The organism is Ruegeria sp. YTSA144 (assembly GCF_059610125.1).
The window spans coordinates 25033-38904 of record NZ_JBXWNA010000015.1; the positions used below are offsets into that span (position 1 = coordinate 25033).

Here is a 13872-nt window from a genome sequence, read left to right on the forward strand (position 1 = left end):
CATCCATCGGGCGGTGGCACCTGACGCCACTCTGATTTCAGGCTCTGGTAAAAGGCCTGACACCTTCGCAAATGAGAAAACCCGCGGACCGCCGACAGCGGCTCCGAGCTGAAAGGGATCATGATGAGCAAAACAGTCCGATTGACCGCGGCGCAGGCTCTGGTGCGCTATCTCGGGGCGCAGATGAACGAGGCCGGAGAGCCGTTCATCGCAGGTGTGTGGGCGATCTTCGGCCATGGCAACGTGGCAGGTCTGGGCGAGGCGCTGCATGGCGTGAAAGACAGTCTTCCCACCTATCGCGGTCACAACGAACAGACCATGGCACACAGCGCGATTGCTTATGCCAAGCAATTGGGTCGGCGGCGCGCCATGGCGGTGACATCGTCAATCGGACCGGGGGCGACCAATATGGTCACGGCCGCTGCTCTGGCCCATGTAAACCGTCTGCCTGTTTTGTTGCTGCCTGGCGATGTATTTGCGACGCGTGGCCCCGATCCGGTTTTGCAGCAACCCGAAGTGTTCTCGGATGGAACGATCAGTGCGAATGATTGTTTCAGACCGGTCAGCCGGTATTTCGACCGCATCACTCGCCCGGAACATCTGCTGACGGCTCTGCCGCGTGCCTTCCGCACGATGACGGACCCGGCGGATTGCGGCCCGGCGACACTGGCCTTTTGTCAGGACGTGCAGGCCGAGGCCTATGACTATCCCGAAAGCTTCTTTGAACCACGCGTCTGGTATCAGCGCCGCATTCGCCCGGATGAGGGTGAACTGGCCCGTGCCGTTGCCGCGATCAAGGCCGCCAAGCGTCCCGTTATCGTTGCAGGCGGGGGTGTGCATTATTCGGACGCAACCGCCGCGTTGCAGCGCTATGCCGAAGCACACAATGTCCCGGTGGCCGAGACACAGGCGGGCAAGTCCGCATTGCCCTGGGATCACCCGCTCAACCTTGGTCCCGTTGGTGTGACCGGGGGCGAACCCGCCAATGACATCTGCGCAAAGGCGGATCTTGTGCTGGGCGTCGGCACCCGGTTTCAGGATTTCACTACCGGGTCATGGGGTTTGTTCGCGAACCCCGAGCGAGAGTTGATCAGCCTGAACACCGCCGCCTACGACGCCGAAAAGCACGGAGCGATGCCGTTGCAGGCCGACGCTCGGGTTGGTCTGAGCGAACTCAGCGAAGCGCTGGGCGACCATCGCGCGCCGGGTCTGCCTGCGACATTGAAATCTGATTGGTTCGGCAAAGTTGATGCGCTGACGGATGCCCCCACCGACAGCAATGCACTGCCCACGGATATGCAGGTGATCGGTGCCGTGCAGCGGGCCGCCAAGGAAAACACTGTTGCGATGTGCGCCGCCGGCACGATGCCGGGTGAGCTGCACAAGCTGTGGAAGGCGCCGCGCCCCGGTGCCTATCACATGGAATACGGCTTCAGTTGCATGGGGTATGAGATCGCCGGTGCCATGGGCATCAAGATGGCCCAGCCCGACCGCGACGTGATCTGCTTTACCGGTGACGGTACTTACATGATGGCCAACTCGGAAATGGCGACGGCGGCGATGATGGGGATCTCGTTCACCGTTGTCGTCACGGACAACCGGGGTTTTGGGTGCATCAACCGTCTGCAAATGGGGACAGGCGGGGCCGAGTTCAACAACCTTCTTGACCATACCGTGCACGAGACGGCATCCGCCATCGATTTTGCAGCCCATGCGGCAGCGATGGGGGCGACTTCGGTCAAGGTCAGTTCAATTGCCGAGCTTGAAGACGCGCTGGCCAAACGCGGTGAGGTCAACGGCCCTTATGTCGTGGTGATCGACACCGATCCCTACCCATCGACCGAATATGGCGGAACGTGGTGGGAAGTGGCGGTGCCCGAGGTCAGCACCCGCCCCGAAGTGAATGAAAAACGCGCGGCCTATGAAGCCGCCATCAAGGAAAGAAACACCAAATGAGCGTGAAGATCGGTATCTCTCCGATTGCCTGGCAGAATGACGACCTGCCGGACCTGACCGCAGCCTACACGATGGAGCAGGCGCTGAAAGAAGCGCGCGAGATCGGTTACACAGGTGTTGAACGTGGCCAGAGGATGCCCGGCGACACCGAAGGACTGCGCGCGTATCTCGAAGGCAATGACATTGCGTTGTGTGGCGGTTGGTGTTCCGGCGCCTCGTTAGTCAACGATTTTGCGACTGAACGCGAAACGGTTCGTGAACAGGTCGAACAGTTCGTGGCGCTGAACAGCCCGTGCATCGTCTATGCCGAGTGTTCAAATACCGTGCAGGGGCAGATCGGGACACCGGTGAACAACCGTCCCAAGCTGTCCAAAGACGAGGTTCTGACCTACGCCGCCAAGATCACCGAACTTGCCGAGTGGATGGCTGATCAGGGCATGCCCATGGCCTATCACCACCACATGGGCACGATTATCGAAAGCGAAGATGAGGTGAACTGGCTGATGGAGGGTTCAGGCCCCGAATTGAAGCTGTGCTTCGATACGGGCCATCTGCTGTTTGGAGGCGGCGATGTGATGGCCACGTTGAACCGTTGGGGCGACCGGGTTCATCACGTGCATTTCAAGGATATCCGTCCTGAAATCGTACAGGACACGCGTGAGAACAATCGCAGTTTTCTGGATGCGGTGATCGCGGGCGCGTTCACAGTGCCGGGTGACGGTTGCATCGGCTTTCAGGCCGTGGCCAATGCATTGAAAGCAATGGATTACAACGGCTGGATCGTGGTCGAGGCAGAGCAGGACCCGGCCAAGGCGCCGCCCTATGAGTACTCCAAGAAGGGCTATGACCACATTGTCGAGGTTTGTGGCAAGGCAGGATTGGAGATCAAAGCGTAACAACCCGCCCTTCGAGGCAACACCGAAGCCATGAAAGAGGAGAAAAATCATGGTAAATCAAGAACTCGGTTTCGTCGGCTATTTCGACCGGGAATCCTGTGATCTGGATGAATTCAAGGTGTTGACCTCTCAGTCTCTTTCCGCCGAGACGGTGCCTTTTGCCGCCTCGGTCGAAAAGAACGTGCCCGTCTATGATATGCAGGCACTGCGTTCCGGTTTGGAACAGCCTGATATGCGTAGGGCCTTGCTGGCGGAATGGGGCCGGGTGCTGGGCAGATCCGCCGGTGTGATCGCCTTGAAAGGGGCGTACCCGGATACGTCGATCATTGATCGGGCGACGGATGTGTTTCGTGAAATCATCGAAGAAGAACGCCAGGGTGGCGCCGGTGAGGGCGATCACTTTGCCGCGTCCGGCGCGAATGACCGGGTGTGGAACGCATTGCAGAAACAGTGCCTGCGCGACCCCGAGGGCTTTGCTCTCTATTTCGGGAACACGGCGATTGCGGCGGCCTGTGAAGCATGGCTTGGGCCGAACTATCAGGTGACTGCTCAGGTCAATCAGGTGCGCCCCGGTGGCAAGGCGCAACAGGCGCATCGGGATTATCACCTTGGGTTTCAAAGCGCCGAAAGCGCGGCCCGGTATCCGGCACAGGCGCATCTGGTGACGGCCTCGCTGACCCTGCAAGGGGCGGTTGCCCATTGTGACATGCCGGTGGAAAGCGGGCCGACCAAGTTGTTGCCGTTCTCGCAGCTCTACCCGCCGGGCTATCTGGCGTTCCACGATGAAGCACACCGGGCGCATTTCGAAGACAGCTGTATCCAGTTGCCATTGGAAAAGGGTGACGCGGTGTTCTTCAATCCGGCGCTGTTCCATGCGGCGGGCGCGAACAGCAGCACCGACATCAATCGCATGGCAAACCTGCTGCAAATCTCATCTGCCTTCGGGCGCGCGATGGAGGCGGTGGATCGGCGGGCGATGTCTGTGGCGGTGTTCCCGTCTCTGATCGCCTTGAAACAGCGCGGGGCGCTGGACGCAGCGCAGTTGGAGGCCGCAATTGCGGCCACGGCTGAGGGCTATCCCTTCCCGACCAATCTGGACACGGACCCCCCGGTCGGGGGCAATGCGCCGGAAAGCCAGGCGGATATTCTGCGTCGCGCGGTTGCGGAAGGGTGGACCCAGGCGCAGCTGGCCAAGTCCCTATCGGCCCGGAACCAAAGGCAAGCTGCCTGAATTCAACACAGGCGGGCGCTCGGGGCCCGCCCAAGAAGGAGAACAAGAATGGCAGACCTGCTGAAGAAACCGATTGGAACCCACGGCAAGGTACATGACATCACTCCGGCCAGCGCGGGATGGAAATATGTGGGCTTTGGGCTTTATCATCTAAAGGCAGGGGATCGCGCAAACGAAGTGACCGCGGATCGTGAGGTCATTCTGGTGATGGTCGAAGGCAAGGCGCGGATCACCGGGGCCGGCCAGGATTGGGGGGTTATGGGTGACCGGATGAACGTCTTTGAAAAGACGCCGCCACATTGCCTGTATTTGCCAAACGAAACGGAATGGGATGCAGTGGCCGAGACCGATTGTGTCATCGCAGTGTGTTCAGCGCCCGGCAAAGGCGGTCATCAGGCGCGCCGCATCGGCCCGGATGGCATTACGCTGACTGAACGCGGCAAGGGCGTGAATACGCGCTATATCAACAACATCGCGATGGAGAATGAGGACTACGCCGACAGCCTGCTGGTGACCGAAGTGTTCACGCCGAATGGCCATTGGTCGTCCTATCCCAGTCACCGCCATGACGAGGATGACTATCCCCGCATCACATATCTGGAAGAGACCTACTACCACCGCCTGAACCCGTCGAACGGATTTGGACTCCAGCGGGTTTACACCGATGACGGCCAGTTGGATGAGACGATGGCGGTATCCGATGGCGACATTGTGACCGTCCCGCGTGGCCATCACCCTTGCGGTGCACCCTACGGGTTTGAGATGTATTACCTGAACGTCATGGCCGGGCCGCTTCGGAAATGGCGATTCGTTCCAGCCCCCGAGGTCGAATGGATCATGGAGCGTGACGGATGAGCCATACTTTTGCCAATTACCCAAGCCTTGCAGGGAAAACGGTTTTCATCACCGGAGGCGCCGGCGGAATTGGCGCGGAAACCGTTCGGGCCTTTGCCGAACAGGGGGCAAAGGTCGGGTTTTTGGACCTCAACGCCGATGCCGGGCTTGCTTTGCTTTCCGAACTGGACGGAGAGCATGCATTCGCCCAATGCGATCTGCGCGACATTGACGAGATGAACGCCGCAATAGGGCAATTGGTGGAAGAATTGGGCGACGCGGATGTTCTGGTGAACAATGCGGCCCGGGATGACCGGCACGACTGGCGCGAGGTAACGCCTGACTATTGGGATGAGCGCATGGCGACCAATATCCGCCACACGTTCTTTGCCATTCAGTCGGTGGCACCGGGAATGATCGCCAAGGGCGCAGGCTCGATCATCAATATCGGGTCGAATTCGTGGTGGGAGGCCGGTGCAGGCTTTCCCGCCTATGCCACAGCGAAATCGGCGGTGCATGGCCTGACCCGCACCATGGCGCGCGAGCTGGGCGATCACCGGATCCGGGTCAACACGGTCGTGCCCGGCTGGATCATGACCCAGCGCCAGAAAGACCTGTGGGTCACGCCCGAGGCGCTGGCCAAACAGATCGACCGCCAATGCCTGCCCGACCCGATCGACCCGGTCTATGTGGCGCGGATGGTGCTGTTTCTGGCCTCGGATGACGCGGCCATGTGCAGCGCGGGGAATTTCATGGTCGAGGGCGGCTCGATCTGACGGCCTTGGGGTCTTCCCCGTCCGGAATCGACGTGCGCCGATGCGCTGGTGCCGGTTGACGGATCGACACCCGGCAAGGGAAGATGCGGCATGATTGCCTATGTCACGGTCGGCGCGGACGACATCGCGCGCGCAAAACGGTTCTATTGCGCCTTTCTGCCGGATCTCGGCTATGCGCTGGAGGAAGGCCCAGAAGGGCTGAGTTTCGCCCTGCCGGTGCCGCCGGACCAGCGGCCGGTTCTGCCGGAATTCTATGTCAAACCGCCTTTTGACGGGGCCGCAGCCTCGGCCGGGAATGGTGCGATGGTCGCCTTCGAGGCGCGCAATCAGCAGCAGGTGCGCGACCTGCACGCCGCCGCGCTGCGCGCCGGCGGGTCGGACGAGGGCCAGCCAGGCTTTCGCGCCATGTACGGGCCGCGTTTCTATGTCAGCTATCTGCGGGACCCACAGGGCAACAAGATCGCCCTGTTTTCCAGCAATCCCAATGATCCGGGGCGCGACGACTAGAAGCCGCCTACGCGTTTTGCAGAACGGCTCAGGCCGGGACGGTCAGCGCTGCGGCGGCGCACCAAAGGCGCGGATCACGGTGCGGGCGGCAGCCACGACCGGATCGTGGGTTTCCTTCAGGATCGTCACCCGGTCGAACCGGTCGGGGTCGCGGTTCACGGCCGCGCGCAGGGCGGTGCCGAAGGCCATGCGCAGCTCGGTCCCGATGTTGAACTTGCAGATGGAGGTCTCGCGCGCCAGCCGCGCGCGCTGTTCCACGGGCACGCCCGATCCGCCATGGATCACCAGCGGCACGTTGGTCACGGCCTGAATCCGGCGGATGCGGTCCTCGTCCAGACCACCTTCCTTGTTCTGCTGAAGGTGGACGTTTCCGACCGAGATCGCCATCGCATCCACGCCGGTCTGGGTGGCGAAGGTCGCTGCCTCGTCCGGGTCGGTCCCGGCCGAGCCTTCGCCCCCGGAATAGCCCACAAAGCCGATCTCGCCCTCGCACGAGATCCCGGCGGCATGGGCCATTTCGGCAATCGCGGCGGTTTCGTCGATATTCTGCTGCAAGGGCTTGCGCGATCCGTCGAACATCAGCGAGGTGAACCCGCTGTCCAGCGCGATCTTGCACTCTTCGAACGTATATCCGTGGTCCAGATGCGCCACGACGGGCACCGAGGCGTTTTCGGCGAGATACCGGAACATCTTGCCCAGGATCGGCAGCGGCGTGTGCTCGCGGCAGCTGGGGCCGGCTTGCAGGATCACCGGGGCGTTCTCGGCCTCGGCCGCGGCGACATAGGCGCGCATGTCCTCCCAGCCCAGCGTCACCAGGCCGCCGACAGCATAGCCCTGTTCATAGGCCGGTTGCAGGACGTCTTTGAGCGTAGCGAGGGTCATTTGAACTTGGCGATCATGTCTTTGATGCCCGGGATCGTTTCGATCTGATAGGCATGGGTGGGTTGGAAGTACTGCACCAGCGACCGCTGGGTCAGCCCGCCGAGAATGGTGAAGTAATACATCTCGTATCCCGGCAGCACGCAGCAGGGGTGATACCCCTTGTCGATGCAGATCGTCGAGCCATCGACGATGTGATAGGCATCGCCCGGTTCGTTGTTCTCGCGTTGCAGCATCTGTAGGCCCGAGCCCCAGTTGGGTTTGAAACGGAAATTGTAGGTTTCGTCATGCCGGGTCTCGTCCGGCAGGCGGTTGGTGTCGTGCTTGTGGCTGGGAAAGCCCGACCAGCCGCCCTGACCCACGGTGAACAGCTCACTCACCAGCAGGCGACCGACCTTGTCATGCTGTTTCTGGCCCAGGATATGCTTGATCTTGCGATGGGTCTTGGTGTCGTCGCTGCCATATTGCACCAGGTCATGCTCGCGCACGTCGAACGGGTCCAGCACCTTGTCGTATTTGGCGCCGGCCACGAACACCTCGGCCGTGTCCGAGACGCAGACCATCTGCGCCCTGGCCCCCGACGGAACATAGGCGCCTTCGGGCTCGCCATCCCAGACATCTTCGCCGCGGTTGCCCAGATGGGCAAAGCGCACGCCCTCGACCTCCACGTCGACGCTGCCGGTGGCGGGCACGATGCAGGTCTCGTATCCCGGGACCTGGTATTCAAAGGCTTCGCCCCGCTTCAACTTGACGATGTTGAAATAGTTCAGCGGCACGGTCGGGTCATCGACATCGACGATGGGTTTGTTCTGGTTGTCGTAGGGCGCGATATGCATGGGGTTCTCCTATGTGGCCGGGCCGGGATGAGAAGCGAGGAACGCGTCCAGTTCCGGGGTCGTCGGCATGGCGGGCGCGCAACCGGGATGCGACACCACGATCGACGCGCAGGCCGAACCGCGCATGACTGCGTCTTTCAGATCGTGCCCCGCCGCGATCGAGGCCAGCAGACCGGCCATGAAACTGTCGCCGGCCCCGTTGGGTTTGACAGCCGTAACCGGGTAAATACCCGTTCGCAGCTCTTGCCCGTCCACCAACGTGACAGCGCCTTTTTCACCCATCTTGTAGATGACGATCCGACCGGGTTTTTCAGCAAGTTCCCGGGCCTTGGCAAACCCCTTTTCGATGCCGCCGGCCATGAACCCGAACTCTTCGTCATTGCCGACGATCAGGTCGCTGGCGTCACCGGCCCGCGACAGAACTTCGGCAGCCACCTCGGCCGAGGGCCAGCTGTAGGGGCGGTAATCGATATCGAAGATGATCGGCAGACCTGCGTTCCGGGCGTTCTCGAATGCCCGGAATGTGGCGCTGCGCGACGGTTCGGACGCAAAGACCGTTCCAGCCGAGATGATTGCTGAGAAAGATGAATAATCGACCTTGTCCATGTCCTCTTCGGTGACCTGGAAATCAACGGCCCCGTTGCGATAGATCACATTCTGAAAATCCTCGGTCCGGCTTTCGTACACCGCCAGAGACATGCGGTATTCGCCGCCCAAAACGCGGATATAGGATGTGTCCACGCCGTAATGCCGCAACCGGTTCAGACAGAACCGTCCGATCGCATCATCCGAGACGGACGTGATCAGCGACGCCTCACTGCCCAACTTGACCAACCCGGCACAAATATTGGCGGAAGACCCGCCAAGATCGGCATGGAAAGTGTCGGCATCCTCGCTTCTGACGCCGATCGGGTCGGCGTACAGGTCCATACCTGCGCGACCCAGAACGGCGAAGCGGTTTCCTTTGATACCATCCATCAAAGCGCTCAAGTTTTGTCCTCCGGCAGAGTGGGGTCGGCAAAGTTTGGACCTTGCGTTGAATCGATTCACACGATACTGATTTTGCAACCGGTTGCAAATGATATGTTCGGAGCCGTTGCAGATGCCTGAAATCGGAATTGGAATCGTCGGCGGCGGCTATATGGGCAAGGCCCATTCCGTAGCCATGTCTGCGGTCGGTGGGGTGTTCAACACGGCATTGCGACCCCGGCTCGAGGTCATTTGTGCCTCCAGCCCCGAAAGCGCTGAACGTTACAGGACAGCCTACGGGTACAAACGCGCGACCCACGACTGGCGTGTATTGGTTGAGGACCCACAGGTCGAGGCAATCGTCATCGCCTCGCCTCAATCCACGCATCGTCAGATTGCCGAAGCGGCTTTTGCACTGGGCAAACCGGTTCTGTGTGAAAAGCCATTGGGCGCGTCGCTTGCGGACAGTCAGGCTATGGTTGCTGCTGCCGAGGCTTCGGGTGCGGTCAACATGGTGGGGTTCAACTATATTCGCACGCCCGCAAGCCAATTCGCCCGGCAGCTGATCGCCGACGGAGAGATTGGGGATGTCACTTGGTTCCGGGGGGAGCACACCGAAGATTTCTATGCCGACCCACGCGCTCCGGCGACCTGGCGCACGACGGGCATGGCCAATGGCACAATCGGAGATCTGGCACCGCACATGGTCAACGGTGCGTTGGCACTGGTTGGACCCATCGCACAGGTGATGGCGGATGTAGAAACGGTTCACAAAACCCGACCTGGTGGTGAGGTGACAAACGACGACCATGCCCAGATGATGTGCCGGTTCGAAAACGGGGTTATGGGCAACCTGTATTTCAGCCGCGTCGCGACGGGGCGAAAAATGGGCTATGCTTATGAAATATCGGGAACAAAGGGCGCGATCCGCTTCGATCAGGAAGACCAGAACGCGCTGTGGCTGTATAAGCGGGAAGGGCCCGAAGCCACGCGCGGGTTTGCCAAGATCCTGACCGGCCCGGCGCATCCGGATTACGAGCCCTTCTGTCAGGGTCCGGGCCATGGAACGGGCTATCAGGACCAGATCATTATCGAGGCCAAAGACTTTCTTCAGGCCATCCACACCGGAAAAGCCACCTGGCCCACCTTTCGCGACGGGCATGAGGTCAACCGCGTGCTTGCTGCCGCCCTGGCGTCGTCAGAGCAGCGGCAGTGGAAAGACATCCGCGATTTCTGATCGCTCAACCTAAAAGTTCTAATGAGAGACAATGACCATGGCTAAGTTGAGATGGGGCATGATCGGTGGTGGTGAAGGCAGCCAGATTGGCCCCGCGCACCGCTTGGGGGCACAGGCTGACGGGCTGTTTGAATTTGCCGCTGGCGCGCTGGATCACCGGCCCGAAGCGGGCCGGGAATACGCGCAGCGATTGGGCGTTGCGGCCGATCGCGCCTATGGCGACTGGCAAGAGATGCTGGCAGGCGAGAAAGACCGTGAAGACCCGGTTGACCTGGTGACCATCGCCACACCCAACTCGACCCATTTCGAGATTGCCAAGGCGTATCTTGAAGCAGGCTTCAATGTCCTGTGTGAAAAGCCGATGACCATGACCGTGGAAGAGGGTGAGGAAATAGTCCGCGTCGCCGAAGCATCGGGAAAGATCTGCGCGGTGAACTACTGCTATTCGGCCTATCCCATGGTGCGTCAGGCCCGCGCGATGGTGCGCGCGGGCGAAATCGGACAGGTGCGTCTTGTGGTGACCAATTTCAGCCATGGCCACCACGGGGATGCCACCGATGCGGACAATCCGCGTGTGCGGTGGCGCTATGATCCTGCGATGGCAGGGGTTTCCGGGCAGTTCGCCGATTGCGGTATTCACGCCCTGCATATGGCCAGTTTTATCTGCGATGATGAGGTGAAGACGCTTTCGGCCGATATGGCCTCAACGATCGCAAGCCGGGAATTGGAAGACGATGCAATGATCAACTTCCGTATGGAAGGCGGCACGGTCGGGCGTCTTTGGACATCCTCAGTGGCGATCGGGCGCCAGCATGGTTTTGACATACAGGTCTTTGGCGAAACCGGCGGTTTGCGCTGGGCGTCAGAGCAACCCAACCAGTTGATCTATACCCCGGTCGGTGGGCGCACCCAGATCATCGAAAAGGGCGAGGGCGGCCTGCATGACGACGCCATGCGTCTGTCTCGGGTCGCCATCGCGCACCCCGAAGGCTTCCCGCTGGCCGTTGCCAATATCTATTGCGATCTGGCGGATGCGATCCGCGGTGAAAGCCGGGATGGGCTGCCCAACGCGGCCGATGGCGTGCGATCGATCGCCGCGGTCCACGCGGCTGTTGCGTCGGGCAAAGCAGATGGTGCCTGGCAGGATGCCCGCCCGCCGATGTTCCGCTGATCAGGGGCGGGGCCGCAACGTGCCCCGCTCGACCACCCGGCAGGGGAAAATCCGCGCCTCGGGGTAGCGGTCGGGCGTTTTCAGCATCTCTTCCACCAGATCGACCGACGAGGTGATGATCTGCTTGATCGGCTGATGGATGGTCGTCAGGTTGATATATTCCCAGCGCGACATCTCCATGTCGTTCAGGCCGATGATCCCGATGTCAGAACCCGGTTTCAGCCCGTGATCAGCCAGCGCCGACAGCGCCCCGATCGAAAGGATGTCGTCGCCGCAGAAATAGGCCTGCGCCGGGTCACCGGCCAGCAGGCGCAACATCTCGGCCCGCCCCGCTTCGAAGGAATAAGCCCCGGCGAAGGAGTGGCTGACCGGAATATGCGGATGGTTGGCCATTTCTTCGATAAAGCCCCGCTGCCGGTCCAGCGACGAGGTCGCATCGACCGGCCCGCCCATATAGCCCACGCTGGCATAGCCCCGCGCGACCAGCTCGCGCGCGGCCATGCGCCCGCATTCCACATTGTCGATCCCGACCACATGCACCTCGGGCGAGGTCGCCGACCGTCCGAACGTATGCACCACCGGCACACCCGCGTCGTGGAACGCCTTGGCAAAGCTGGGCGGCAGGGTTGACGAGGCGACGATCACCGCATCCACCGAGTACTGCCGTAGCATGCGCACGGAATTGGCGGGCTCGGTCTCGTCGGTCAGGTTCACGATCAGCGGGCGCAGGCCGCGTTCCTGCAAGGCGCGTGTAAACTGGTCGAAGACTTCCAGGAAAATCGGGTTGTGAAAGTTGTTCGAAATCAATCCGATCAGTTTGGTGCGCCCGGTCGTCAGAGACGAAGCCAGAGCATTGGGGCTGTAGCCAAGCTCACGGGCCGCCTTTTCAACCTTGCTGCGCGTTTTTGCGGAAACCGAGGCACCTTCGGTAAAGGTGCGCGACACGGCAGAGCGTGAAACGCCAGCCAAGGCGGCCACGTCTTTCAGAGTTACGCTCACGCTGCGGGACTCCGATTACAGCGAGGCAGGAAAGCAGGTAAGTTTGGCATTGCCCGAGCATTATGCATCATCGACCTGAACTTGCAACCGGTTGCAACTCTGCTTCGACGGTTCAACCCTGCTTGAGTGTCGAGACTTTGAACGCAAAAAGGTATGTAATGAGACACTCGAACTCCTGACATCTTCAGTATAACCGAAGCGCATTTTCCAATCCGCAGATGCACCAAGACGCAGTCTTGCATTGCCACCAAGCGCACAAGTTCCCAGAGATGCCTGGTGTTGTCAGCGATTTGAAGTTGCACAAACTGCGGGACGGTTCAAGGGCATATCCTTTCTTGCCGTTTTCAAGGTCACGTTCGATCAAGCCAAAACAGGCATGCGTCGCCAAAAGGGCCATGGGGCAATTGCTTTTTCAACCCTTGCCATCCCTTGGTGGACAAACATGAGGGAAGCAGTGGAACGCCAATCCGCCCATTCGCAGCGTAGTTTCTATCCAAGGCGGAATTTGGTTGGCGTCACTCCGGTCTGGCTTCGAAAAAACCGAGTGAAGTGGGACTTGTCGGAATAGCCAAGCATGAGTCCGATCTCGGCAACTGTCTTTTTGCTTTCTCTGAGGTACTCCTTGGCGACATCGACCCGCAGCCGCCTCAGTTCTCGGGGAAGTGTTGTCTGATGATTGTGAAGTGCTTTCAGGAACCGCTCGGGCTGGATACCCAGCAATCCGGCCACAACCTCCGGCCCCAGTTCTGACTCGTCCAGTTTTCCACGCAGGACAGAGCGCAAAGCGGCCACCACGGTTACGTCTTCATTGTGCCGGGTCGTGGTTTTCGGCGCTTCGGGATCCTTTGCCGCCTGGTGCAAAAACAACCATTCCACGGGAAAACTGATCTGCATTCCGGGGTTGGTTCCAAGGCCGACTTCGATACCCTTGTAGTCGAGAGGCAAGCCAAGGATGTATCTGCTTTCCCATCGCACTCGGGACGGATCCCACGCGTTTCCCACCATGCTTTGCAACAGGCGCACATAGATGGCAGCCCCAAACCCGGTAACCTGAACCGGCGGAACGGTGGGTTCCTGTTGCCGCTCGATCCGATAGATCGCTTTGTCAGCTTCCACGACAAGGCTGTGCCGCACGGCGTTTGACTCTTGTGGCACAAGCCTGACGAACCGGGCAAAAAACTCGAACAGCGTGTTCGAGGATTGCAGCGACCGGGCGAATGGCTGCCATCCTTGCAGGTCAAACGTCTCTCCTACATTCAGACCAATGTATCGATCCCCTGACAATTCGGAGAAGGCATTCAACAGACCATAGACCAGTTCTGAGTGGACATAGACAGATGGGTCGGACAGCAGGTCGGCCTTCAAGCCGACCTGATCCAAGGCCGGTTGCGGATTGATCCTGCGGTCGGTGAGATATTGCAGAAAAGGGGCGGCCAGCGCGAGGCGGATAAAGCCTTCGCTATGCGCTTCAGAAGTGGAACCGAGTGGCACGCCCGTCACCCTTGTTTGAACCAATGGTTTCGTTCAGTGGCCCTTTTTGCGGCCACATTCGCACATGTTAGTCCAAAAGTGGCAACCCGC

The 13872-nt window shown here is 60.3% G+C and carries 13 protein-coding genes; 8 read left to right on the forward strand and 5 right to left on the reverse strand.

Features of this window, described 5'->3' with window-relative positions; all coding sequences use genetic code 11:
• The first annotated feature begins 123 nt into the window (after positions 1 to 123).
• The 6 genes from iolD (at position 124) to AC2FF8_RS19640 (ending at position 6200) form a co-directional block, all read left to right on the forward strand.
• Entirely contained in the window at positions 124 to 1956 is a 1833-nt protein-coding gene (iolD, locus tag AC2FF8_RS19615; RefSeq protein WP_496880523.1) for a 3D-(3,5/4)-trihydroxycyclohexane-1,2-dione acylhydrolase (decyclizing), read from the forward strand.
• A complete protein-coding gene (gene iolE, locus AC2FF8_RS19620) occupies positions 1953 to 2852 on the forward strand; it encodes a myo-inosose-2 dehydratase (protein ID WP_496880524.1) in 900 nt (299 codons plus the stop codon). The genes iolD and iolE overlap by 4 nt, the downstream gene beginning before the upstream one ends.
• A gap of 49 nt (positions 2853 to 2901) precedes the next feature.
• Positions 2902 to 4083 (forward strand): phytanoyl-CoA dioxygenase family protein, encoded by a 1182-nt coding sequence (locus AC2FF8_RS19625; RefSeq protein ID WP_496880525.1) that lies wholly within the window; start codon positions 2902 to 2904, stop codon positions 4081 to 4083.
• A 48-nt stretch (positions 4084 to 4131) separates the two neighbouring features.
• Complete coding sequence (iolB, locus tag AC2FF8_RS19630) at positions 4132 to 4938, forward strand: 5-deoxy-glucuronate isomerase (protein WP_496880526.1); 807 nt, start codon at positions 4132 to 4134, stop codon at positions 4936 to 4938.
• Positions 4935 to 5693: an SDR family NAD(P)-dependent oxidoreductase gene (locus tag AC2FF8_RS19635; protein WP_496880527.1), complete on the forward strand. Its 759-nt coding sequence runs from the start codon at positions 4935 to 4937 to the stop codon at positions 5691 to 5693. The genes iolB and AC2FF8_RS19635 overlap by 4 nt, the downstream gene beginning before the upstream one ends.
• A gap of 90 nt (positions 5694 to 5783) precedes the next feature.
• On the forward strand, positions 5784 to 6200 hold the full coding sequence (locus AC2FF8_RS19640; RefSeq protein WP_257600031.1) for a VOC family protein: 417 nt from the start codon (positions 5784 to 5786) through the stop codon (positions 6198 to 6200).
• 42 nt (positions 6201 to 6242) lie between these two features.
• On the opposite strand, the gene AC2FF8_RS19645 is transcribed toward AC2FF8_RS19640, so the two are convergent.
• From AC2FF8_RS19645 to iolC, 3 genes are read right to left on the reverse strand one after another with little or no spacing between them, the layout of a single operon-like run.
• Entirely contained in the window at positions 6243 to 7082 is an 840-nt protein-coding gene (locus tag AC2FF8_RS19645) for a class II fructose-bisphosphate aldolase (protein ID WP_496880528.1), read from the reverse strand.
• Positions 7079 to 7915, reverse strand: coding sequence for a 5-deoxy-glucuronate isomerase (locus tag AC2FF8_RS19650; RefSeq protein ID WP_496880529.1), 837 nt, complete (start codon positions 7913 to 7915; stop codon positions 7079 to 7081). The genes AC2FF8_RS19645 and AC2FF8_RS19650 overlap by 4 nt, the downstream gene beginning before the upstream one ends.
• A gap of 9 nt (positions 7916 to 7924) precedes the next feature.
• The gene (iolC, locus tag AC2FF8_RS19655; protein WP_496873942.1) at positions 7925 to 8893 is read right to left on the reverse strand and encodes a 5-dehydro-2-deoxygluconokinase; all 969 of its coding nucleotides are present in this window, start codon (positions 8891 to 8893) and stop codon (positions 7925 to 7927) included.
• 124 nt (positions 8894 to 9017) lie between these two features.
• Between iolC and AC2FF8_RS19660 the strand changes: the two genes are divergently transcribed.
• Together AC2FF8_RS19660 and AC2FF8_RS19665 are read left to right on the forward strand one after the other, a co-directional pair.
• On the forward strand, positions 9018 to 10121 hold the full coding sequence (locus tag AC2FF8_RS19660) for a Gfo/Idh/MocA family protein (protein WP_496880530.1): 1104 nt from the start codon (positions 9018 to 9020) through the stop codon (positions 10119 to 10121).
• A gap of 37 nt (positions 10122 to 10158) precedes the next feature.
• Complete coding sequence (locus AC2FF8_RS19665; protein WP_496880531.1) at positions 10159 to 11292, forward strand: Gfo/Idh/MocA family protein; 1134 nt, start codon at positions 10159 to 10161, stop codon at positions 11290 to 11292.
• Here the strand turns inward: AC2FF8_RS19665 and AC2FF8_RS19670 are convergent, their stop codons facing one another.
• Together AC2FF8_RS19670 and AC2FF8_RS19675 are read right to left on the reverse strand one after the other, a co-directional pair.
• Entirely contained in the window at positions 11293 to 12291 is a 999-nt protein-coding gene (locus tag AC2FF8_RS19670) for a LacI family DNA-binding transcriptional regulator (protein ID WP_257600035.1), read from the reverse strand.
• Positions 12292 to 12780: 489 nt separating this feature from the next.
• Entirely contained in the window at positions 12781 to 13782 is a 1002-nt protein-coding gene (locus AC2FF8_RS19675; protein ID WP_496880532.1) for a helix-turn-helix transcriptional regulator, read from the reverse strand.
• Positions 13783 to 13872: the final 90 nt, after the last annotated feature.

What these genes read in the sequence shown, in the direction of transcription:
- AC2FF8_RS19635 (WP_496880527.1), top strand. Translation starts at nt 4,935, where the DNA reads ATGAGCCATACTTTTGCCAATTACCCAAGCCTTGCAGGGAAAACGGTT.
- AC2FF8_RS19660 (WP_496880530.1), top strand. Translation starts at nt 9,018, where the DNA reads ATGCCTGAAATCGGAATTGGAATCGTCGGCGGCGGCTATATGGGCAAG.
- AC2FF8_RS19645 (WP_496880528.1), bottom strand. Translation starts at nt 7,082, where the DNA reads ATGACCCTCGCTACGCTCAAAGACGTCCTGCAACCGGCCTATGAACAG.
- AC2FF8_RS19625 (WP_496880525.1), top strand. Translation starts at nt 2,902, where the DNA reads ATGGTAAATCAAGAACTCGGTTTCGTCGGCTATTTCGACCGGGAATCC.
- iolE (WP_496880524.1), top strand. Translation starts at nt 1,953, where the DNA reads ATGAGCGTGAAGATCGGTATCTCTCCGATTGCCTGGCAGAATGACGAC.
- iolD (WP_496880523.1), top strand. Translation starts at nt 124, where the DNA reads ATGAGCAAAACAGTCCGATTGACCGCGGCGCAGGCTCTGGTGCGCTAT.
- iolB (WP_496880526.1), top strand. Translation starts at nt 4,132, where the DNA reads ATGGCAGACCTGCTGAAGAAACCGATTGGAACCCACGGCAAGGTACAT.
- AC2FF8_RS19650 (WP_496880529.1), bottom strand. Translation starts at nt 7,915, where the DNA reads ATGCATATCGCGCCCTACGACAACCAGAACAAACCCATCGTCGATGTC.
- AC2FF8_RS19665 (WP_496880531.1), top strand. Translation starts at nt 10,159, where the DNA reads ATGGCTAAGTTGAGATGGGGCATGATCGGTGGTGGTGAAGGCAGCCAG.
- AC2FF8_RS19640 (WP_257600031.1), top strand. Translation starts at nt 5,784, where the DNA reads ATGATTGCCTATGTCACGGTCGGCGCGGACGACATCGCGCGCGCAAAA.
- iolC (WP_496873942.1), bottom strand. Translation starts at nt 8,893, where the DNA reads ATGGATGGTATCAAAGGAAACCGCTTCGCCGTTCTGGGTCGCGCAGGT.